The sequence below is a fragment of the Streptomyces sp. NPDC001348 genome (genome assembly GCF_053597535.1).
The window spans coordinates 88,431-108,124 of record NZ_JBSFIK010000029.1 but is presented as its reverse complement, the minus strand read 5'-3'; the positions used below and the strand labels follow the sequence as shown (position 1 = coordinate 108,124).

Sequence of the window (19,694 nt, the reverse complement as noted above, 5' to 3'; positions counted from 1 at the left end):
GGCCGAGGGTGTCGCGTATTATCGCCCCACTTGCCGCTTTCGGGGACCGGTACAGCTTACGTTGTACAGCGCGGCGAGGGCCGTCGGGGTGTCCCGCAGATCACAACAACACACCGATTGGCGTCAAGATTCCTGACGGCAGTCGGAGTTGACGCTTCCTTTGCAGACGCGGGGCCCCACCGGACGGTTCCGGCGGGGCCCCGGTCCGAACGGGTCACTTGCCCGTGAACTTCTCGTATTCCTTGAGGACCTCTTCGGTCGGTCCGTCCATCCGCAACTCGCCGCGCTCCAGCCACAGCACGCGGTTGCAGGTGTCACGGATCGACTTGTTGTTGTGGCTCACCAGGAACACCGTGCCGGCCTCCTTGCGCAGCTCCCGGATCCGCTCCTCCGAACGCTTCTGGAACTTGCGGTCGCCGGTGGCCAGCGCCTCGTCGATCATGAGGACGTCGTGGTCCTTCGCGGCGGCGATGGAGAAGCGCAGGCGGGCGGCCATGCCCGAGGAGTAGGTGCGCATCGGCAGGGTGATGAAGTCGCCCTTCTCGTTGATACCGGAGAAGTCGACGATGTCCTGGTAGCGCTCCTTGATCTCCTCCCGGGACATGCCCATGGCGAGACCGCCGAGGATGATGTTCCGCTCGCCGGTGAGGTCGTTCATCAGGGCGGCGTTGACGCCCAGCAGCGAGGGCTGGCCGTCGGTGTACACCTTGCCCTTCTCCGCCGGGAGCAGGCCGGCCACCGCGCGCAGCAGCGTCGACTTGCCGGAGCCGTTGGAGCCGATCAGGCCGATGGCCTCGCCCCGGTAGGCGACGAAGGAGACACCGCGTACGGCGTGCACCTTGCGCACGCCCCTCTCCTCGCCGCGCTTCAGGATGCGGCTGAGCGCGGCGGTCGCGCTGCCCTTTCCGGTCTTGGCGCCGTTGACGCGGTAGACGATGTGCAGGTCGTCCGCGATGACGGTGGGCCGGCGCTCCACGGTGCGCTCCCCGGTCTGCAGCTCGGTGTGCTGCTCAGCCACGGCCGTACCGCTCCTCCGCCTTCCAGAAGTACACGAATCCGCCGACGAAGGCGGCCACCGCCCAGAACAGCGCGATGGCCCAGACGTGCGGCGGGAGGTTGCCGGCGCCGTAGCCGTCGATGAGGGCGAAGCGCATCAGGTCCATGTAGACGGCGGCCGGGTTCACCTCGAGCACGCGGGCGACGGCCTGGGAGCGTCCTTCGAGCATCTTGTTGATCGAGAACATGACGCCGGAGGCGTACATCCAGGTACGCAGCACGAACGGCATCAGCTGGGCCAGGTCGGGCGTCTTGGCGCCCATGCGGGCGACGATCAGCGCCAGCCCGGTGTTGAACAGGAACTGCAGCGCGAGCACCGGCACGATCAGCAGCCAGGACAGGCCCGGGTAGCTGCCGAAGCCGATCGCCACGACGAACAGCACGATCATCGAGAACAGCAGCTGCTGAAGCTGCTGCAGGGCGAAGGAGACGGGCAGCGAGGCACGCGGGAAGTGCAGGGCGCGCACCAGGCCCAGGTTGCCGGAGATCGCCCGTACACCGGACATGATCGAGCTCTGGGTGAAGGTGAAGACGAAGACGCCGGTGACCAGGAACGGGATGTACACGTCCTGGGACATGCCCCGGCTGGCGTGCAGGATCAGGCCGAAGATGAAGTAGTACACGGCCGCGTTCAGCAGGGGTGTGGCCACCTGCCAGAGCTGGCCGAGCTTGGCCTGGCTGTACTGGGCGGTCAGCTTCGCCTGGGAGAAGGCGAGGATGAAGTGCCGCCGCCCCCACAGCTGGCGGACGTACTCGACGAGCGAGGGCCGGGCGCCGCTGACGGTCAACCCGTACTCGGCGGCGAGCTGCGCCGCCGTCAGTCCCTCGTCGGGCGACGGGGCCGCGCTCACCGCGATACCGCCGTCGTGCGTTGTCTCACTCACGGGTTGGAACCTTCGTCTTCACATACGTATTCGAGTGCGTCGTGGGGAAGGGGCCCCGCGTGGTCCGCGCGAGGCACCGCCTCCCCCGGTCGAGCTTTTCAGATCACCGGGGGCCGGCCCAGTCGGGTCAGCCGCCACACGGTGCGCCACTTCATCGGCCGGCGGGGGCCGCACGGAGTGGTCCAGCCCTCCTTGAACCCGCCGAACCAGGCCCTCAGGGCCGGGCCCGAGGGGCGGCGCAGCAGGGTGAGCAGCATCCAGACCCCGAGGTAGACGGGTACCAGGAGGACGGGGAGGTTGCGGCGGGCGAGCCAGACCCGGTTGCGGGCGACCATGCGGTGGTAGACCGCGTGCCGGGAGGGCGCGGTCGTGGGGTGGTACAGCACCATGTCGGACCGGTAGTCGATCATCCAGCCCGCGTCGAGGGCCCGCCATGCCAGGTCGGTTTCCTCGTGAGCGTAGAAGAATGCGTCCGGCAGGCCGCCGACTTCGGTGAAGACCTGGGTACGGACCGCGTTGGCGCCGCCGAGGAAGGTGGTGACCCGGGAGGAGCGCATCGGGTCGGAGGCGCGCAGCCGCGGCACGTGGCGGCGCTGGGTGACGCCGGTGTCCGGGTCCGCGATACGGAAGCTGATGATGCCGAGCTTCGGGTCGGCCGCGAAGGCCCGGCGGCACAGCTCGGCGGTGTCGTGGTGCGCGAGCAGCCCGTCGTCGTCGAGGAAGAGCAGTACGTCCACGTCGCGGCCACCGGGCCCGAAGGCCTCGATGCCCACGTTGCGGCCGCCCGGGATCCCCAGGTTCTCGGGCAGTTCGATGGTCCGCACGCCCTCGGGCACGTCCGGGACCGGGGAGCCGTTGCCGACCACGACCACCTCGACCGGGTCGCCGTCCTGCTTGGCGACCGAGTCGAGCAGTGCGCGCAGTTCGTCGGGTCGGTTGCCCATGGTGATGATCACCGCGCCGACCCTCATGCCGGCGCTCACCGCAGCCTGCTGGAGGCGAGGATGGACACCAGGTGCAGCACGGTCTGCAGCAGCGCGATGCCGGCCAGCACCGCGACACCCAGCCGGGTGAAGAACAGGTCGCCGCGTGCCTGGTCGGCGACGGCCAGGACCAGGATCAGCAGGGACGCCTCGATGCCGAGGATCAGCCGGTGGAACTTGAACGCGGCCGCGGCCCGGCGGGCCAGCGCCATGCCGGAGGTTCGCATCTCGGCGGCGGCCTCCTGGACCGGCGGCTTGCCGGCCTGGTGCCGGGCGACACCGACCAGGTCGGTCTCGGCCTTGATCAGGATCGCGCCGAGGGCGGCCAGCGTGCCGAGGAAGGCCCACAGCCAGTCGATCCTGCCGCTGCCCCACAGGTCCGCGGCGCGCAGGCCGAAGCCCACGAGGACAGCGGCGTCGGTGAGGTAGGCGCCGACGCGGTCGAGGTAGACCCCGTTCAGCGAGTACTGCTTCTTCCAGCGGGCGATCTCGCCGTCGACACAGTCGAGCAGCAGGTACAGCTGGACCATGACCACGCCGAGCACGGCGCCGGCGATCCCCGGCACCAGCAGGGCCGGGGCCGCGAGGACGCCGCAGACGGTCATCAGGTACGTGAGCTGGTTGGGCGTGACCCTGGTGTTCACCAGGTAGCGGTCGACCCGCAGGGACACCTCACGCATGTAGAGGCGTCCCATCCAGTGCTCACCGCTGCGCCGGTCCTTCACCCCCGCGGGGTGCACGACCGGACGGAGTTCAGCTACCGATGGCCTTGACATAGTCGGCGTAGATGTCCTTGATCTGGTCGGTTTTCAGGTCGAGGTGTTCGAGGATCGTGTAGCGGCCGGGGCGCGTCTCCGGGGCGAACTCCACGGCGCGGACGAACTCGTCCACCGTGAAGCCGATCTCCTCCGGGAGCACCGGCAGCCCGTGCCGGCGCAGCACCTCGGCCGTGTGCGCCGACTCCTCGTGCGCACCGCGCAGGTACATCGCGAAGGCGGCGCCCAGGCCGCACTGCTCGCCGTGGCTCGCGGCGCGCTTGGGGAACAGCAGGTCGAAGGCGTGGTTGATCTCGTGGCAGGACCCCGAGGCGGGGCGAGAGTCGCCGGAGATGGACATCGCGATGCCGGTGAGGACCAGTGCCTCCGCGAGCACCTGGAGGAAGTCGTTGTCCCCGATGCCGCCGGGGTGCCGGAGCACCGCCTCGCCGGCCTGGCGGGCCATGGCCGCGGCGAGACCGTCGATCTTCTCGCCCTTGACGCGGTTCGCCAGTTCCCAGTCCGCGATCGAGTTGATGTTGGAGATGGCGTCACCGATACCCGCCCGCACGAAGCGCGCCGGCGCCTCCCGGATCACGTCCAGGTCGATGACGGCCGCGATCGGGTTCGGCACACCGTAGGAGCCGCGGCCCGCGTCGTTGTCGAGCGTGGCGACCGGCGAGCAGAGACCGTCGTGGGCGAGGTTCGTCGGTACGGCGACCAGCGGCAGGCCGACGCGCGCCGCGGCGAACTTGGCACAGTCGATGATCTTGCCACCGCCGAGGCCGACGACGGCGTCGTACCGGCCGGCCTTTATGTCGCCGGCCAGCCGGACCGCGTCGTCGAGCGTGCCGCCGCCGACCTCGTACCAGGTGGCACCGGGCAGGGTCGGGGCGATCCGCTCGCGCAGCCTGGCACCGGAACCGCCGCTGACGGCGACGGCGAGCCTGCCCGAGGTCGAGATGCGCTCGTCCGCGAGGACCCCCGCCAGGTCGTCGAGGGCACCCGGACGGATGTCCACGACGAGCGGCGAGGGGATGAGCCGGGTCAGTACTGGCACGCGATCTCCCGTCCGCGGGCGAGGTCGTCGTGGTTGTCGATCTCGACCCAGTTCACGTCGCCGATCGGCGCCACGTCGATCCTGAAGCCCCGGTTCACCAGTTCCTGGTACCCGTGCTCGTAGAACTGCTGCGGGTCGGTCTCCCAGACCGTCTTGAGCGCGTCGGCCAGTTCGGGGGCCGCGTCGCCCTCGATGAGGGTGACGCCGATGTACTCGCCGGTCGCCTCGGCGGGGTCCATCAGCTTGGTGATCTTCTGCACGCCCTTGGCCGGGTCGACGACGACCTTCATCTCCTCGTCGGCGAGGGACTTCACCGTGTCCAGGGCGAGGATGATCTTCCTGCCCTCGCCGCGGGCGGCGAGCAGCGTCTTCTCGACGGAGACCGGGTGCACGGTGTCGCCGTTGGCGAGGATCACACCGTCCTTGAGGGCGTCACGGCCGCACCACAGCGAGTAGGCGTTGTTCCACTCCTCGGCCTTGTCGTTGTCGATGAGGGTGAGCTTCAGCCCGTACTTCCGCTCCAGGGCCGCCTTGCGCTCGTACACGGCTTCCTTGCGGTAGCCGACGATGATCGCGACCTCGGTCAGACCGATCTCGGCGAAGTTGGCGAGGGTCAGGTCCAGGACCGTCGGCTCGCCGTCTATGCCCGCGGGGCCCACCGGCACCAGAGCCTTGGGAAGGCTGTCGGTGTAGGGGCGCAGGCGCCGTCCGGCGCCGGCCGCCAGCACGAGGCCGATCATGCGGGTTCTCCTTCATCGTGTACGGCGGGTGCGCCACCCTTGTGGGCGGCCACCCAGAAGCGGATGCTCTCTACGAGCACCACGAGGGCGACGGCCACGGCGAGGACCGTGAGCGCGACCTTGAACTGCGAGGCGGTGAGCAGTGCGGCCAGAACCGCGACCAGCAGCGTCCGCCCTTCCTGCCCCCCGATGGCGCTCACCAGCCAGGCCGGCGGCGCTCCGGCGTCGCCGCGGATGCGGTACACCGTGTCGTAGTGATGGTAGGCGACGGCGGCCACCAGCCCGAAAGCCGCCGGAAGGGCTCCGTTCACGTCCGCTTCGGCCGCCAGGGCCAGGACGGTGCCGTACTCGGCGGCACGGAAGAAGGGCGGAACCAGCCAGTCCAGCGCACCCTTGAGGGGGCGCGCGACGGCCAGACCGGACAGTACGGCGTAGAGCGCGGCGGCGACGACGGTGAGCCAGCCGGCGCCCAGGAGTGCGGCGGAGATCACCACGAGGAGACCGCCGACGGCGGCGGCGACCGGCGCCGGGAGACGCACGCCGCGCGCGGCACGGCCCAGGGCGGCGGCGAGGGGCCCGTTGTCCGCGAGGTCCGCCAGCGCCCGCGCGGCCCGGTCCGTGCGCCGCGCCTTGCGCGTCAGCGACCGCAGCACCCGGCCCGCCGTGGTGTACGTCGCCGCGAAGGCGCAGCCGACCAGCAGCACGTAGAAGGTGATGCGGGGCGTGGTGACCGCCGTGAGGACCGCGATCATCGCCCAGCGCTCACCGATGGGCAGCACGATCATGCGCCGCAGCCAGACCGTCCAGCCGACGCTGTCGAGCTTGTCGGAGAGGGCGGCGGTGGGGCTGGTGTTCGCGGTCGCGTCGTGATTGGCCTCGTTGAAGGAGAAGTCGACGACGTGCCGGCAGGTCTGGAGCACCATCGCGCCCAGTGCCAGTGCCCATACGTCGTCGCCACCGCGGGCCGCGCCGAGGGCGAGCCCCGCGTAGTAGGCGTATTCCTTGGCCCGGTCGAAGGTGGCGTCCAGCCAGGCGCCGAGCGTGGAGTACTGCAGCGAGTAGCGGGCCAGCTGGCCGTCCGTGCAGTCCAGCACGAAGGAGGCGATGAGCAGGACACCCGCCGCGACGAAGCCCGCCCGGGTGCCGGTGGCCGCGCAGCCCGCGGCTATCAGGGCGGTGAGCAGTGAGGCGGTGGTGACCTGGTTGGGAGTCAGACCGCGGCGGGCGCACCAGCGGGCGACGTAGCGGGAGTACGGGCTGATGAAGAACGTGGTGAAGAAGCCGTCGCGGGCCTTCACCGCCGACTTCAGGCGCACGGCCTCGTCGTCGACGGCGTCCGTGGCCTGCCGGGCCTCGTTGCGCGCCTGCGGATCGGTGGGGACGGCGGCGACCAGGCTGCCGAGCTCGGGCCGGTGCACCTGTGCGCCGTCCGCGTCGAGGGCGAGGACCAGACGGTCCGCGATGCCGGCCACGGCGATGACGCTGCCGCCGCCGGCGGAGGTCTCGCGCGCCACCGCCCGGGTCAGCGCCTGGCGGCCGTCCGGCCGGGCGGTGACGGCGCCGGGGACGGCGGCGAGCGGGAAGCGCGGGTCGGTGAGTCCGAGGCGGAGGGCGTGCGGGTGCCCGACGAAACGGGAGTCGACCACGGCCACGCGCTCCCCCGCGGGGACGGCCGCGAGGAGGGCCTCCGTGCCGGAGGTGTCGGTTGCGTTGAGCACCTCGAAGCCGAGGGACCGCAGATCGCTCTCGAGCGACGATCCGGGGACCGGCTGGCCGGTCACGATGGCGGTCGACAACCGAACTCACTCCCTGGTGCCGACGCGTGTGCGCCGGTCGTCTGCTTGGCGGGGCGCCGCTTCCCGGACGGCCGGGCGGCATGTCGGCAGAGGCTATCGGATGCCGACGACCCCGTGTTCACCGCCCGTTCACGGGCCGGTCGACGCGGTCGGCCCCGGCCTTTGCCGCGATCATCATCGGTGATCCGGGGCCTGCCCACAAACCGCCCCCGCGCGCGTGACCTCGCCGGACCGGGCATCCGGGACATCGGGGACCGCCCCGGTCGGGGTCGGCATAGGGTGGGCGACCATGACGTGGCTGATCACCGGCGGTGCCGGATACATAGGGGCTCATGTGGCGCGGGTCATGAGCGACGCCGGGGAGCGCGTCGTCGTGCTGGACGACCTCTCGGCAGGGGTGCCCGCGCGGCTTCCGGCCGGTGTGCCGCTCGTCGAGGGCTGTGTGACGGACCGGGCCGTGCTGGAGCGGGTCCTCGCCGGTCACTCGGTGACGGGCGTGGTGCATCTCGCGGCGCGCAAGCAGGTCGCCGAGTCGGTGGCGCAGCCCACCCGCTACTACAGGGAGAACGTGGGCGGACTCGCCACGCTCCTGGAGGCGGTCGCCGAGGCGGGGATCGACCGCTTCGTCTTCTCCTCCTCGGCGGCCGTCTACGGCAACCCGGACGTGGAGCTGATCACCGAGGACACCCCGTGCGCGCCGGTGAACCCCTACGGCGAGACGAAGCTCGCCGGGGAGTGGCTGGTGCGGGCGGCGGGGCGGGCGCACGGCATCGCCACCGTCTGCCTGCGCTACTTCAACGTGGCGGGCGCGGCCGCGCCGGAACTCGCGGACACCGGGGTCTTCAACATCGTGCCCATGGTCTTCGACCGGCTCACCCGCGGCGAGGCTCCCCGGGTCTTCGGCGACGACTACCCGACCCCGGACGGCACCGGCGTCCGTGACTACATTCACGTGGCCGACCTGGCCGAGGCCCACCTGGCGGCGGCCCGGCTGCTGGCCGAGGGGGACGTGCGCGGCGACCTGACGCTGAACATCGGCCGGGGCGAGGGCGTCTCGGTCCGCGAGCTGGTCTCCGTCATCGGTGAGGTCACCGGCGACCGCCGGGCGCCCGTGGTGGAGGGGCGGCGCCCCGGTGACGCGCCCCGGGCGGTCGCCTCGGCCGAGCGTGCCGCGAAGGTGCTCGACTGGCGGGCACGGCGGGGGGTACGGGCCATGGTGGAGTCGGCCTGGCAGGGCTGGCGGCTGCACCACGGCGAGGCCACCGCCCCGGGCCATCGGGCACCCTGACCTGGACATCGTTTACGCAGGTCAAGGCACATGACAACGGTGTTCAGTGCCGCGTTGCCCGATACCCCCTCCCCGTAGTTCACTGTGAGCTCGGGCGGCACGCGGAAGGGCGGACGGCATGGGTGCAGGGCACGACCACGGGCACGCGCACACGCATGTGCCGCCCACCGGGACGGCGGCCGCGGCGTACCGGGGCACCCTGCGCGTCACCCTGTCGATCACCCTCGGCGTCATGGTGCTGGAGATCGCCGGCGGTCTGGCCGCCGACTCCCTCGCGCTGATCGCGGACGCGGCCCACATGGCCACGGACGCGCTGGGGCTGGGCATGGCCCTGCTCGCCATCCACTTCGCGGCCCGGCCGCCGAGCACCAACCGCACGTTCGGCTACGCCCGCGCCGAGATCCTCGCCGCCCTGGCCAACTGCCTGCTCCTGCTCGGCGTCGGCGGGTACGTGCTGTACGAGGCCGTCCAGCGCTTCTTCACCCCGGCCGGCACCGAGGGCGGGCTGATGATCGTGTTCGGTGCGATCGGCCTGGTCGCGAACACGGTCTCGCTCACGCTGCTGATGCGGGGCCAGAAGGAGAGCCTGAACGTGCGCGGCGCGTTCCTCGAGGTGGCCGCGGACGCGCTGGGCTCGGTGGCGGTGATCGTCTCCGCGGTCGTGATCCTGACCACCGGCTGGCAGGCCGCCGACCCGATCGCCTCGCTCGTCATCGGGCTGATGATCGTCCCGCGTACCGTCAAGCTGCTGCGCGAGACCCTGGACGTGCTGCTGGAGGCGGCTCCGAAGGACGTCGACATGGCGGAGGTCCGCGCACACCTCCTGGCCCTGGAGGGGGTGGAGGACGTGCACGACCTGCACGCCTGGACGATCACCTCCGGGATGCCGGTGCTCTCCGCGCACGTGGTCGTGGGCTCGGACGCGCTCAGCGCGATCGGCCACGAGAAGATGCTGCACGAGTTGCAGGGCTGTCTCGGCGACCACTTCGACGTGGAGCACTGCACCTTCCAGCTGGAGCCGAGCGGCCACGCGGAGCACGAGGCACGGCTGTGCCACTGACGGCGTGCCGTTGACGGCGGGCCGCGGGGAGCGGGGAGCGGGGAGCCGTCGGCGCCGGGGGGCGCCGCCGGTGGAGCGCGGCGGCCCGTCGCGCTCCGGTGTCCTCCTGTTCACGGCGTCCCGGCGGTTCCCGGGCGTTCCCCTCGGGCAGCCCACCTACCGGGGCTCGCTTCCCGGTGTCCGGCCGGACGGCCGCGGGCCGCGCCGCGCGCGGGACATGCGGACGTGCCGGGAAGTGACAGGAGTGCCGGATTCGTGCGGCAGACTTGAGATGCCAAGACCGAGGCGAAGGATGGGTATGCCGATCACACCTGCCACCGCGACGCACAATTCGTCGAACGGCACCGCAGAGGCGATTTTGCTGGAACTGGTCGACGAGGACGGCGTGACGATCGGCACCGCGGAGAAGCTCGCCGCCCACCAGCCGCCGGGACAGCTGCACCGCGCCTTCTCCGTCTTCCTGTTCGACGCCCGCGGCCGGCTGCTGCTCCAGCGACGGGCGCTCGGCAAGTACCACTCCCCCGGTGTCTGGTCCAACACCTGCTGCGGCCATCCCTACCCCGGGGAGGCGCCCTTCGTGGCGGCGGCCCGGCGCACGCACGAGGAGCTGGGCGTCTCCCCCTCACTGCTCGCCGAGGCGGGCACGGTCCGCTACAACCACCCGGACCCGTCCTCGGGCCTGGTCGAGCAGGAGTACAACCATCTGTTCGTCGGCCTGGTGCAGACCCCGCCCGCACCGGATCCGCAGGAGGTGGGTGCGACCGCCTTCGTGACACCCGCCGAGCTCAAGGAGCGGCACGCGACCGACACCTTCTCGTCCTGGTTCATGACCGTGCTGGACGCGGCACGCCCGGCGATCAGGGAGCTGACGGGTCAGTCCGCCGGGTGGTGAGGCGGTTCACGGGAGCCGCGCGGGTTTGAGCGGCAGGGCGACCCAGATCACCTTGCCGCCGCCCGCCGTGTGCTCCATGTCGACCATCCCCCCGGCCTCCGCGGCCACCTCGCGCACCAGGAGCAGGCCCCGGCCGCCGGTCCGCCCGTGGTCGGCCTCCAGGGCGGTGGGACGGTAGGGGTGGTGGTCCTCCACCGACACGCGCACCCAGTCGGCGCCCACGGCGACCTCCACGGCGAGCGTCGGCGACAGCAGCGCCGCGTGCTTGACCGCGTTGGTGACCAGTTCGGAGACGATCAGCAGCAGCGCGTGGACCATGTCGTCGGCGGCCGGCACGCCCTGGCGGTGGAGCAGGTCCCGTACGGCGTGCCGCGCCTGCGGGACCGAGGCGTCGACGGTGGGGGCGGTGAACCGCCACACTCCTTCGTACGGCAGCGGGCCCGGCGGGTGCCGGTCGCCTCCCTCTGGGCGCGGGACCGCCCCACGCCCGTGGTTCTCCATCGTCCGGTCGCCACCCTCGCGCTCGATTGTCACCACACGTCGAGTGTCGGCAGCGATCCGGTCCGACCTGCGGAACTGAACACAAGTCAGCGGATTTCAGTTGCTTCCCGACCGTTTCGCCACGGATGCCGTCCGAGTTTGACGCGTTCACCGGTGTCCAGGCCGGCGAACGCTGCAGAGGACCCGGATAGCATCCGGCTCATGGAGCCCCAGCTGCTGCACGAGGTGACCGACTCGGTCGCCACCGTCGTCGTCCACCACCCCGCCAAGCGCAACGCCATGACGGCCGCGATGTGGCGGGCGCTGCCCGAGCTGCTGGACGCGCTGGCCGCCGATCCGGCCGTGCGGGCGCTGGTGCTCACCGGTGAGGGCGGCACCTTCTGCGCCGGGGCCGACATCTCGACCCTGCGTGATGCGCCCGAGGAGGCGCAGGGGCTCGCCGTCCGCGCCGAGGAGGCCCTCGCGGCGTTCCCGAAGCCGACCCTGGCGGCCGTCCGCGGGCACTGCGTGGGCGGCGGCGCACAGCTGGCGGCGGCCTGCGACCTGCGGTTCGCCGAGGAGGGGGCGCTGTTCGGGGTGACGCCCGCGAAACTCGGCATCGTCTATCCGGCCTCCGCCACCCGGCGGCTGGTGTCGCTGGTGGGTCCGGCCACCGCCAAGTACCTGCTGTTCTCGGGCGAATTGATCGACACGGCCCGCGCACTGCGCACCGGCTTCCTCGACGAGGTGCTGCCGGAAGGGGAACTGGGCAAGCGCGTCGCGGAGTTCACCAGGATCCTGGTCACCCGCTCGCAGCTGACGCAGGCCGCGGCGAAGGAGTTCACGGACGGACGCACGGACCGCGACGCGTACTGGACCGGGCAGATGCGCGACAGCGCGGAGACGGCGGAGGGCGTCCGGGCCTTCCTGGAGCGCCGGACACCGCGCTTCACCTGGAGCGCGCCCTCCTCGAACTGATCACCCCTGCATGGGTCGGCACAGGTGAGGTACCCGTTCCCTGCCGGCCGGAGTGGTCGGCACCGAGGAAAGGAGCTGTCCGTGTTCCGTGCCATCGCAGACGTACTGCGCCAGATCGGCGGGGCGATCGCCACCGTGGTGACGCTGCCGTTCCGGGCCCTGGCCCGGCTCTTCGGCGGAGCCTCCGCCTCCGCGCGCGGCGGCCGGGCCTGACCACAGGCCCGGCGCCCCGCCGGGACCCGCCCTGATCCCCGGTTGTCGGTGCGACCTGCCACAATTGCCGCGCAACCTCAGTGGAGAAGGCGGTACGGGATCGTGACGACACCCGGATCCATCCAAGCAGGATCCATCGAAGGCAGGATCGCCGAGGAGCTCGGCGTACGGGAGCGGCAGGTGAAGGCCGCGGTCGAACTGCTGGACGGCGGTTCGACGGTGCCCTTCATCGCCCGCTACCGCAAGGAAGCGACCGAGATGCTCGACGACGCGCAGCTGCGCACGATCGAGGAGCGGCTGCGCTACCTGCGGGAGCTCGAGGAGCGGCGGACGGCGATCCTGGACTCGGTACGCGAGCAGGGCAAGCTCACCGAGGAGCTGGAAGCCCGGATCCGGGGCGCCGAGACCAAGGCACGTCTGGAGGACATCTACCTCCCCTACAAGCCCAAGCGGCGCACCAAGGCGCAGATCGCGCGCGAGGCGGGACTGGAGCCGCTCGCCGAGGGGCTGCTCCGCGACCCGGCGGTCGAGCCGCTCGCCGCGGCCGCCGCGTTCGTCGACGCGGACAAGGGCGTCGCCGACCCGCAGGCGGCCCTGGACGGCGCCCGGGCGATCCTCACCGAGCGGTTCTCCGAGGACGCCGACCTGATCGGTGAGCTGCGTGAACGGATGTGGGTGCGCGGGCGGCTCGCCGCCAAGGTGCGGGAGGGCAAGGAGGAGGCGGGCGCGAAGTTCGCCGACTACTTCGACTTCGCCGAGCCCTTCACCGAGCTGCCCTCGCACCGGATCCTCGCCATGCTGCGCGGTGAGAAGGAGGAGGTCCTGGATCTCGTCCTGGAGCCGGAGGAGCAGACGGACGGCCCTTCGTCGTACGAGGGGATCGTCGCCCACCGGTTCGGCATCGCCGACCGGGGCCGCCCCGCCGACAAGTGGCTGGGCGACACGGTCCGCTGGGCCTGGCGCACCCGCATCCTCGTGCACCTCGGTATCGACCTGCGGCTGAGGCTGCGCACGGCCGCCGAGGACGAGGCGGTGAACGTCTTCGCGGCCAACCTGCGCGACCTGCTGCTCGCCGCCCCGGCGGGCACGCGCGCGACGCTGGGCCTGGACCCGGGTTTCCGTACGGGCGTGAAGGTGGCCGTGGTCGACGCGACCGGCAAGGTGGTGGCCACCGACGTCATCTACCCGCACGTCCCGGCCAACAAGTGGGACGAGGCCCTCGCGAAGCTGGCCCGGCTGGCGAAGGAGCACGCGGTCGAGCTGGTCGCGATCGGCAACGGCACGGCGTCCCGGGAGACCGACAAGCTCGCCGGAGAGCTCATCGCCAAGCACCCCGAACTGCAGCTCACCAAGGTGATGGTGTCCGAGGCGGGCGCGTCCGTGTACTCGGCGTCGGCGTTCGCCTCGCAGGAACTGCCCGACATGGACGTGTCCCTGCGCGGCGCCGTCTCCATCGCACGCCGGCTGCAGGACCCGCTGGCCGAACTGGTCAAGATCGATCCCAAGTCGATCGGTGTCGGCCAGTACCAGCACGACCTGTCCGAGGTGAAGCTGTCCCGCTCGCTGGACGCGGTGGTCGAGGACTGTGTGAACGGCGTCGGTGTGGACGTCAACACCGCCTCCGTGCCGCTGCTCGCGCGGGTGTCCGGGGTCACCTCCGGCCTCGCCGAGAACATCGTCGCGCACCGGGACGCGAACGGGCCGTTCAAGTCCCGCTCGGAACTGAAGAAGGTGGCACGGCTCGGCCCGAAGGCGTACGAGCAGTGCGCGGGCTTCCTCCGCATCCGGGGCGGCGACGACCCGCTGGACGCCTCCAGCGTGCACCCGGAGGCCTATCCGGTCGTGCGCCGCATGGTGAAGACGACGGGGCAGGAGGTCGCCTCCCTCGTCGGCAACACCGGCGTGCTGCGGTCGCTGCGGCCGGCCGACTTCGTCGACGACACCTTCGGCCTGCCGACCGTCACCGACATCCTGAAGGAGCTGGAGAAGCCGGGACGTGACCCGCGCCCCGCCTTCAGGACGGCCACCTTCAAGGAGGGTGTGGAGAAGATCTCGGACCTGTCCTCCGGGATGGTCCTGGAGGGCGTCGTGACGAACGTGGCGGCCTTCGGGGCGTTCGTCGACGTCGGCGTCCACCAGGACGGCCTGGTGCACGTCTCCGCGATGTCGAAGACGTTCGTGAAGGATCCGCGGGACGTCGTCAAGCCCGGTGACATCGTCAAGGTGAAGGTCCTCGACGTGGACATCCCGCGCAAGCGGATCTCGCTCACGCTGCGCCTGGACGACGAGGCGGCCCCGCAGGAGCGGCAGCAGGGCGGCGGCGAGCGACGGCAGCGGGGCGGACGCCCGCCGCAGCAGCGGCAGCCCCGCGCCGGCGGGGGCGGCGGCTCCCGTCAGGCTCCCCCGCCGGCGAACAGCGCGATGGCGGACGCGCTGCGGCGCGCGGGGCTGCTCGACCCGAAGAACGGCCGGCGCTGAGCACCGGGGCCGGGCGCTCCGCCATGGCGCCCGGCCCGCCGGGACGACCCGAGGAGCCGCCCGGTCCTCCGCCGGACCGGCGTCGGCTCAGCGCTCGGTCACCTTGCCGGCCGCGACCTCCAGGCGGCGGGTCACCCGTACCGCGTCGAGCATCCGCCGGTCGTGGGTGACCAGCAGGAGGGTGCCCTCGTAGGCGTCGAGCGCCGACTCGAGCTGTTCGATGGCGGGCAGGTCCAGGTGGTTGGTCGGCTCGTCCAGCACGAGGAGGTTGACGCCGCGGCCCTGGAGCAGGGCCAGGGCGGCGCGGGTGCGCTCACCGGGTGAGAGGCTCGCGGCCGGGCGCAGGACATGGTCCGACTTCAGGCCGAACTTGGCCAGCAGGGTGCGCACTTCGACCGGTTCGGTGTCGGGGACGGCCGCGCGGAAGGCGTCCAGCAGGGTCTGGGGGCCGTGGAACAGCCCGCGGGCCTGGTCGACCTCACCGACCAGTACGCCCGAGCCGAGCGCGGCGTGCCCGGCGTCCAGCGGGATCCGGCCGAGCAGCGCGCCGAGCAGGGTCGACTTGCCCGCGCCGTTCGCACCGGTGACCGCGACCCGGTCCGCCCAGTCGATCTGCAGGGACACCGGTCCGAAGGCGAAGTCCCCGCGGCGTACCTCCGCGTCCCGCAGGGTGGCCACGACCGCGCCGGAGCGCGGGGCCGCCGCGATCTCCATGCGCAGTTCCCACTCCTTGCGGGGTTCCTCGACGGCCTCGAGGCGTTCGATCATGCGCTGGGTCTGGCGGGCCTTCGCGGCCTGCTTCTCACTGGCCTCGCTGCGGAACTTGCGGCCGATCTTGTCCTTGTCGTTGCCGGCCTTGCGCCGCGCGTTCTTCACGCCCTTGTCCATCCAGGCGCGCTGGGTCTGCGCCCGGTCCTGCAGGGCCGCCTTCTTGTCGGCGTACTCCTCGTAGTCCTCCCGGGCGTGCCGGCGGGCCGTCTCGCGTTCCTCCAGGTAGCCCTCGTAGCCGCCGCCGTAGAGATTGATCTGCCGCTGTGCCAGGTCGAGTTCGAGGACCTTGGTGACCGTGCGGGTGAGGAACTCGCGGTCGTGGCTGACGACGACGGTGCCGGCGCGCAGACCGGTGACGAAGCGTTCGAGGCGCTCCAGGCCGTCGAGGTCGAGGTCGTTGGTGGGTTCGTCGAGCAGGAAGACGTCGTAGCGGGAGAGCAGCAGCGAGGCGAGACCCGCGCGGGCCGCCTGGCCGCCGGAGAGGGAGGTCATCGGCTGGTCCAGGTCCACGGCGAGCCCCAGGGAGTCGGCGACCTCCTCCGCCCGCTCCTCCAGGTCGGCTCCGCCGAGGCCGAGCCAGCGCTCCAGGCTCGCCGCGTAGGCGTCGTCGGCGCCGGGCGCGCCCTCGACCAGTGCCTCGGTGGCCCGGTCCATCGCGCGCTGGGCCTCGGCGACGCCGGTGCGGCGGGCGAGGAACTCCCGTACCGTCTCTCCGGGCCGGCGTTCCGGCTCCTGCGGGAGGTGTCCGACGGTCGCGGTCGGCGGGGAGAGCCTCAGCTCGCCCTCCTCCGGCACGGCCAGTCCGGCGAGCAGGCTCAGCAGCGTGGACTTGCCCGCTCCGTTGGCACCGACCAGCCCGATCACGTCCCCGGGGGCCACGACGAGGTCCAGGCCGGAGAAGAGCGAGCGGTCGCCGTGGCCGGCGGCGAGGTTCTTGGCGACGAGGGTGGCAGTCATCAGGCGCCGATCCTAACGGCCGGGCCGCCCGGCGCTCAGCCGGGTTCTCCGCGCGTCACGGCCGCCACCAGCACGCTCCCGGAGGCCCGGGCGACCACGAAGGCCCGGCCCTTCACCGCCTTGGCGTCCAGCGCGATGCGGTGCCGTCCGGGCTCGAGCACACCGTCGAAGACGTCCACGGCGTGGGCGCGGGAGAGCCGGTCGAGTCGGTAGGCGGTCAGGCGCACCCGGCAGGCGACCGCGACCTGCACGTCCGCCCCGTCGTGGGAGGCCGCCACACGGGTCAGCCGGCGCCGGCCGGCGGCGCCGCGGTCGAGGGCGTGCTCGACCTGTGCGGCCAGGAGCGGGACGATCGGGGCGAGCCCCTCGACGTAGGCCGCATCGATGCCGGCGCGCTCGAACACCCGGCGTACGGGGGCTCGTCGGTCCTCGCCGACGGCGGGACCGAAGACGACGGCGCCGTACGGGCGCAGTTCCCCGGCGGGTACGTCGTCGATGTCGGGGGTGATGTCGGCGCCGATGCCGCTGGTGCGCAGGGCGGCGGCGAGCCGGGCGAGGAAGCCGGCGCGGGGGCCGATCAGCAGGACGCGGCGGCCGGGTGTGTCGCCGGGACCGTCACAGCCGTGGAGCAGGCCGCCCAGGGTGGCGCGGTACTCGGGTCCGCGGAAACGGAAGGGCCCGATGCCGTGGCGGCCGGCGGGGTCCGGGGCGGCCCGGTCGTCCGTCGGCAGGGCGAAGTCCCGCCAGACGTAGTCGTCGCCGTCCCGCTCGATGACGGCGGTGACCGCGCCGCACGCCGGGTCCTCGCATCCGGGACAGCCGTAGATGACGTACCGGCCGCCCGGGAGCGGCGCTCCGGTCTCCAGCAGGAGGCCGCGGACCCGCGCGGCGAACATCGCGGGCGGCAGGCCCAGGGCGAGCGGGGAGACCAGGTCGAGGTGGGGCAGCCGGCCGAGCAGCGGACGGCCGTCGACGACGAAGTCCAGGAAGTCCCGCGGGAGCCGGGGACGGCCGTCGGCGAGGACACCGCCGGCGCGCGTCGCCGGGGCCAGGCCGAAGGTCACGTGTGCGGCAGACATGCCGTGAGTATTCCCGCGGCGAAACGGCTGCGGGCAGTGCGCGGCCGGTTCCGTGGGATGCGCGTCCGGGCGGCCCGGCCGGTGTGCCGGGCCGCCCGGACCGGTCAGGTCCCCGGCAGGTGCCGGACGGTGCGCGGTGCCCGCACGCCGTCCAGGACCGTGGCCCCGGGCGCGGCGGACGTGCCGCCCGAGGTGGCGCGGGCGAACGCGGCTGCGCCGCCCACCAGCGGCACCCTGGCCGACGTACGCGCCAGGTCCACGGTGAGGGTCGGGGTGGTGGACGGGGGGTCGATGAGGTCCTTGTCCGTGCCCGCGACGATCAGCGCCAGGCGGTGCCCCCGGGGCACGACGTGGTCGGTGGCGGCGAGGTCCAGGGTGATGGTGTACGCCTTGCCCGGGGTGAGCGGGACGCCCTTGCGGTCGGAGGCGTAGTTGCCGAGGTCCGCCCACCCACGGCTGAGGACGGTGTAGCCGACGGACGCCGTCTTCGCCCGCGTCGCCTTGAAGCAGGCGCTGTCCCCGGCGGTGCTCTCGCCCCAGCAGGTGCGATCGGTGAGCGTGGTGATGCCCTCGGCGGCGTCGGCGTAGTCCCGGATGGTGTCGGGGCCGACGTCGACGAGGACGGCGGACAGATGGGCCGTCGAGGTGGTCGGGGTGGCGGTGACGGTGACCTCGGAGGAGCCGGACAGGCGCAGGTCACGGGTGAGCGGCCGGGTGACGAAACCGGCCTTCTCGGGGGTCGGCTCGGTGATCCGCGCGGCCCAGTCGGTCTCGCTCAGCCGCGGGTCGTCGGTGAAGGTCTCGGTGCCGGAGCCCTTGCGCAGGCCGAGGGTGCCGACGCCCGCCCGGGAGCCGGTGGCCGGGCGCAGGGTGGTGTCCCGCGTGGTGCGCGGCGGCCAGGCTGCCGAGGTGACCCACTGGTCGGGGTGGCGCTCGATGTCCGCCATCGGCTCACGGTCGATGCCGTTGGCGTAGCCGAGGAGTGCGTGGTCGAACCAGCGGTGCAGGGTCTCGACCCAGTCGGCGCGCCGGTAGTCGAAGGGGTCGACGTGGCCGGTCTGGGAGAGCCAGATCTTGCGCTCCACGCCGTGCCGGGCGAGCGCCTCCCACCACTGGCCGAAGTGCTTGGTGCGGACGTTGAGGTCCTGCATGCCGTGGACGAGGAAGACGCTGGCCCGCACCTTGGCGGCGTCCTTGACGTAGTCCCGCTCGGTCCACAGGGGTGTCCAGTCGCCGGTGCGCGGCGCCCCGTCGACGAGCCTGTGCTGCACCGCGGCGCACCTGGCGTGGGCGCCGTCGCTCTCCACCGCGTCGGACAGCTGGGCGGGGCCGGAGTCGTACAGCGGGGCGCCCTTGGCGAAGTAGTAGTCGTACCAGGAGGAGATCGCGCTGATCGGCACGATCGTCCGCAGGCCCTTCACACCGGTGGCGGCCACACCGTTGGCGATGGTGCCGTCCCAGCTCTTGCCGATCATTCCGGTGCGGCCGTTGGTCCAGGTCGCCTTGACCGTGGCGGTTCCGGTACGGCTGGTGTAGGCGCGGGCGCGGCCGTTCAGCCAGTCGACGACGGCCTTCGCGGACTGGATGTCGCTGCGGCCGCCGATGTCGACGCAGCCGTCGGAGCGGTTGGTTCCGGCCAGGTCGACGCCGATGAAGGCGTAGCCGCGCGGCACGAAGTAGTTGTCGTAGAACAGCGGCATCTGCACGACGTGGCCGCTCGCGTCGTACGTCTTCGTCTGGCTCTCGTTGCCGCGGCCGCAGCAGGAGTAGTACGGGCTGGCGTCCATGATGACGGGCACCTTGCGGTGCTGCTGTGCCGCCTCCCGGGGGCGGACGATGTCGGCGGCGACCCGGTCGGTCCTCCCGTCGCCGTCGCCGTCGAGGCCGGTGTCGACCCAGACGGACTCACGGACGGCGTCGGCGTAGGAGTAGACCGGCCGGCTTTCCCCGGGGCCCCGGGCGGCCTGGGCCGCGGCCGGGGTGAGGAAGGCGGCGACGAGGACGGCGACGGCCGCCGTCGCGAACGTTCTCCAGGTCGTGAAGCGCGTGCGTTTCGGCATGCGCGGACGGTACCCCGGTCAACTGCCGTGCAGAAGGGTGCATCTGAGTGGCCGTAAGGTTCGTGACGGCCGAATGGCGATCGTGTGACAGGGGGTGCTGTGGACACGTCAGGGGCCACAGGGGCTGAATAGGCTCCGGACAGACCTGTCGTCACCCTACGACT

General features: G+C 72.1%; 17 protein-coding genes. 6 read left to right on the top strand and 11 right to left on the bottom strand.

Features of this window, described 5'->3' with window-relative positions; translation table 11 throughout:
- Positions 1-214: 214 nt before the first annotated feature.
- The 7 genes from ACWC21_RS27415 to ACWC21_RS27385 all read right to left on the bottom strand — a co-directional run bounded on the left by ACWC21_RS27415 (position 215) and on the right by ACWC21_RS27385 (position 7,274).
- Positions 215-1,018 carry an ABC transporter ATP-binding protein gene (locus ACWC21_RS27415; protein ID WP_450885496.1) on the bottom strand — a complete coding sequence of 268 codons (804 nt, stop codon included), beginning with the start codon at positions 1,016-1,018 and terminating at the stop codon, positions 215-217.
- On the bottom strand, positions 1,011-1,940 hold the full coding sequence (locus ACWC21_RS27410) for an ABC transporter permease (protein WP_450885495.1): 930 nt from the start codon (positions 1,938-1,940) through the stop codon (positions 1,011-1,013). The genes ACWC21_RS27415 and ACWC21_RS27410 overlap by 8 nt, the downstream gene beginning before the upstream one ends.
- 98 nt (positions 1,941-2,038) lie before the next feature.
- Positions 2,039-2,911 carry a glycosyltransferase family 2 protein gene (locus ACWC21_RS27405; protein WP_450885512.1) on the bottom strand — a complete coding sequence of 291 codons (873 nt, stop codon included), beginning with the start codon at positions 2,909-2,911 and terminating at the stop codon, positions 2,039-2,041.
- A gap of 8 nt (positions 2,912-2,919) precedes the next feature.
- Entirely contained in the window at positions 2,920-3,699 is a 780-nt protein-coding gene (locus tag ACWC21_RS27400) for a CDP-alcohol phosphatidyltransferase family protein (RefSeq protein WP_450885494.1), read from the bottom strand.
- Complete coding sequence (locus ACWC21_RS27395; RefSeq protein WP_450885493.1) at positions 3,677-4,738, bottom strand: iron-containing alcohol dehydrogenase family protein; 1,062 nt, start codon at positions 4,736-4,738, stop codon at positions 3,677-3,679. The genes ACWC21_RS27400 and ACWC21_RS27395 overlap by 23 nt, the downstream gene beginning before the upstream one ends.
- A complete protein-coding gene (locus ACWC21_RS27390) occupies positions 4,726-5,478 on the bottom strand; it encodes a phosphocholine cytidylyltransferase family protein (RefSeq protein ID WP_450885492.1) in 753 nt (250 codons plus the stop codon). Before ACWC21_RS27390 ends, ACWC21_RS27395 begins: the two co-directional genes overlap by 13 nt.
- Positions 5,475-7,274: a DUF5941 domain-containing protein gene (locus ACWC21_RS27385; RefSeq protein ID WP_450885491.1), complete on the bottom strand. Its 1,800-nt coding sequence runs from the start codon at positions 7,272-7,274 to the stop codon at positions 5,475-5,477. Before ACWC21_RS27385 ends, ACWC21_RS27390 begins: the two co-directional genes overlap by 4 nt.
- 289 nt (positions 7,275-7,563) lie before the next feature.
- Here ACWC21_RS27385 and galE point away from each other — a divergent pair, with 289 nt between their 5' ends.
- From galE to idi, 3 genes are all read left to right on the top strand, one after another.
- Entirely contained in the window at positions 7,564-8,562 is a 999-nt protein-coding gene (gene galE, locus ACWC21_RS27380) for a UDP-glucose 4-epimerase GalE (RefSeq protein ID WP_450885490.1), read from the top strand.
- 118 nt (positions 8,563-8,680) lie between these two features.
- On the top strand, positions 8,681-9,622 hold the full coding sequence (locus ACWC21_RS27375) for a cation diffusion facilitator family transporter (RefSeq protein WP_450885489.1): 942 nt from the start codon (positions 8,681-8,683) through the stop codon (positions 9,620-9,622).
- 298 nt (positions 9,623-9,920) lie between these two features.
- The gene (gene idi, locus ACWC21_RS27370; RefSeq protein WP_450885488.1) at positions 9,921-10,514 is read left to right on the top strand and encodes an isopentenyl-diphosphate Delta-isomerase; all 594 of its coding nucleotides are present in this window, start codon (positions 9,921-9,923) and stop codon (positions 10,512-10,514) included.
- 6 nt (positions 10,515-10,520) lie between these two features.
- On the opposite strand, the gene ACWC21_RS27365 is transcribed toward idi, so the two are convergent.
- Positions 10,521-11,015, bottom strand: coding sequence for an ATP-binding protein (locus ACWC21_RS27365; protein ID WP_450885511.1), 495 nt, complete (start codon positions 11,013-11,015; stop codon positions 10,521-10,523).
- Positions 11,016-11,216: 201 nt separating this feature from the next.
- Here ACWC21_RS27365 and ACWC21_RS27360 point away from each other — a divergent pair, with 201 nt between their 5' ends.
- The 3 genes from ACWC21_RS27360 (at position 11,217) to ACWC21_RS27350 (ending at position 14,663) form a co-directional block, all read left to right on the top strand.
- Positions 11,217-11,972 (top strand): enoyl-CoA hydratase/isomerase family protein, encoded by a 756-nt coding sequence (locus ACWC21_RS27360; protein WP_450885487.1) that lies wholly within the window; start codon positions 11,217-11,219, stop codon positions 11,970-11,972.
- Between the two features lie 81 nt (positions 11,973-12,053).
- A complete protein-coding gene (locus ACWC21_RS27355) occupies positions 12,054-12,185 on the top strand; it encodes an LPFR motif small protein (RefSeq protein ID WP_388797146.1) in 132 nt (43 codons plus the stop codon).
- A 102-nt stretch (positions 12,186-12,287) separates the two neighbouring features.
- Entirely contained in the window at positions 12,288-14,663 is a 2,376-nt protein-coding gene (locus ACWC21_RS27350) for a Tex family protein (RefSeq protein WP_450885486.1), read from the top strand.
- A gap of 87 nt (positions 14,664-14,750) precedes the next feature.
- On the opposite strand, the gene ACWC21_RS27345 is transcribed toward ACWC21_RS27350, so the two are convergent.
- The 3 genes from ACWC21_RS27345 to ACWC21_RS27335 form a co-directional block, all read right to left on the bottom strand.
- The gene (locus ACWC21_RS27345) at positions 14,751-16,391 is read right to left on the bottom strand and encodes an ABC-F family ATP-binding cassette domain-containing protein (RefSeq protein WP_450885485.1); all 1,641 of its coding nucleotides are present in this window, start codon (positions 16,389-16,391) and stop codon (positions 14,751-14,753) included.
- A gap of 35 nt (positions 16,392-16,426) precedes the next feature.
- On the bottom strand, positions 16,427-17,470 hold the full coding sequence (locus tag ACWC21_RS27340) for an oxidoreductase (protein ID WP_450885484.1): 1,044 nt from the start codon (positions 17,468-17,470) through the stop codon (positions 16,427-16,429).
- A 104-nt stretch (positions 17,471-17,574) separates the two neighbouring features.
- A complete protein-coding gene (locus ACWC21_RS27335) occupies positions 17,575-19,530 on the bottom strand; it encodes a Xaa-Pro dipeptidyl-peptidase (protein WP_450885483.1) in 1,956 nt (651 codons plus the stop codon).
- Between the last annotated feature and the right edge of the window lie 164 nt (positions 19,531-19,694).

Bases quoted from the DNA above. Each gene is read 5' to 3' on its own strand.
- ACWC21_RS27405 (WP_450885512.1), bottom strand. From the start codon at position 2,911: ATGAGGGTCGGCGCGGTGATCATCACCATGGGCAACCGACCCGACGAA.
- ACWC21_RS27400 (WP_450885494.1), bottom strand. From the start codon at position 3,699: ATGTCAAGGCCATCGGTAGCTGAACTCCGTCCGGTCGTGCACCCCGCG.
- ACWC21_RS27390 (WP_450885492.1), bottom strand. From the start codon at position 5,478: ATGATCGGCCTCGTGCTGGCGGCCGGCGCCGGACGGCGCCTGCGCCCC.
- galE (WP_450885490.1), top strand. From the start codon at position 7,564: ATGACGTGGCTGATCACCGGCGGTGCCGGATACATAGGGGCTCATGTG.
- ACWC21_RS27375 (WP_450885489.1), top strand. From the start codon at position 8,681: ATGGGTGCAGGGCACGACCACGGGCACGCGCACACGCATGTGCCGCCC.
- idi (WP_450885488.1), top strand. From the start codon at position 9,921: ATGCCGATCACACCTGCCACCGCGACGCACAATTCGTCGAACGGCACC.
- ACWC21_RS27365 (WP_450885511.1), bottom strand. From the start codon at position 11,015: ATGGAGAACCACGGGCGTGGGGCGGTCCCGCGCCCAGAGGGAGGCGAC.
- ACWC21_RS27360 (WP_450885487.1), top strand. From the start codon at position 11,217: ATGGAGCCCCAGCTGCTGCACGAGGTGACCGACTCGGTCGCCACCGTC.
- ACWC21_RS27345 (WP_450885485.1), bottom strand. From the start codon at position 16,391: ATGACTGCCACCCTCGTCGCCAAGAACCTCGCCGCCGGCCACGGCGAC.
- ACWC21_RS27340 (WP_450885484.1), bottom strand. From the start codon at position 17,470: ATGTCTGCCGCACACGTGACCTTCGGCCTGGCCCCGGCGACGCGCGCC.
- ACWC21_RS27335 (WP_450885483.1), bottom strand. From the start codon at position 19,530: ATGCCGAAACGCACGCGCTTCACGACCTGGAGAACGTTCGCGACGGCG.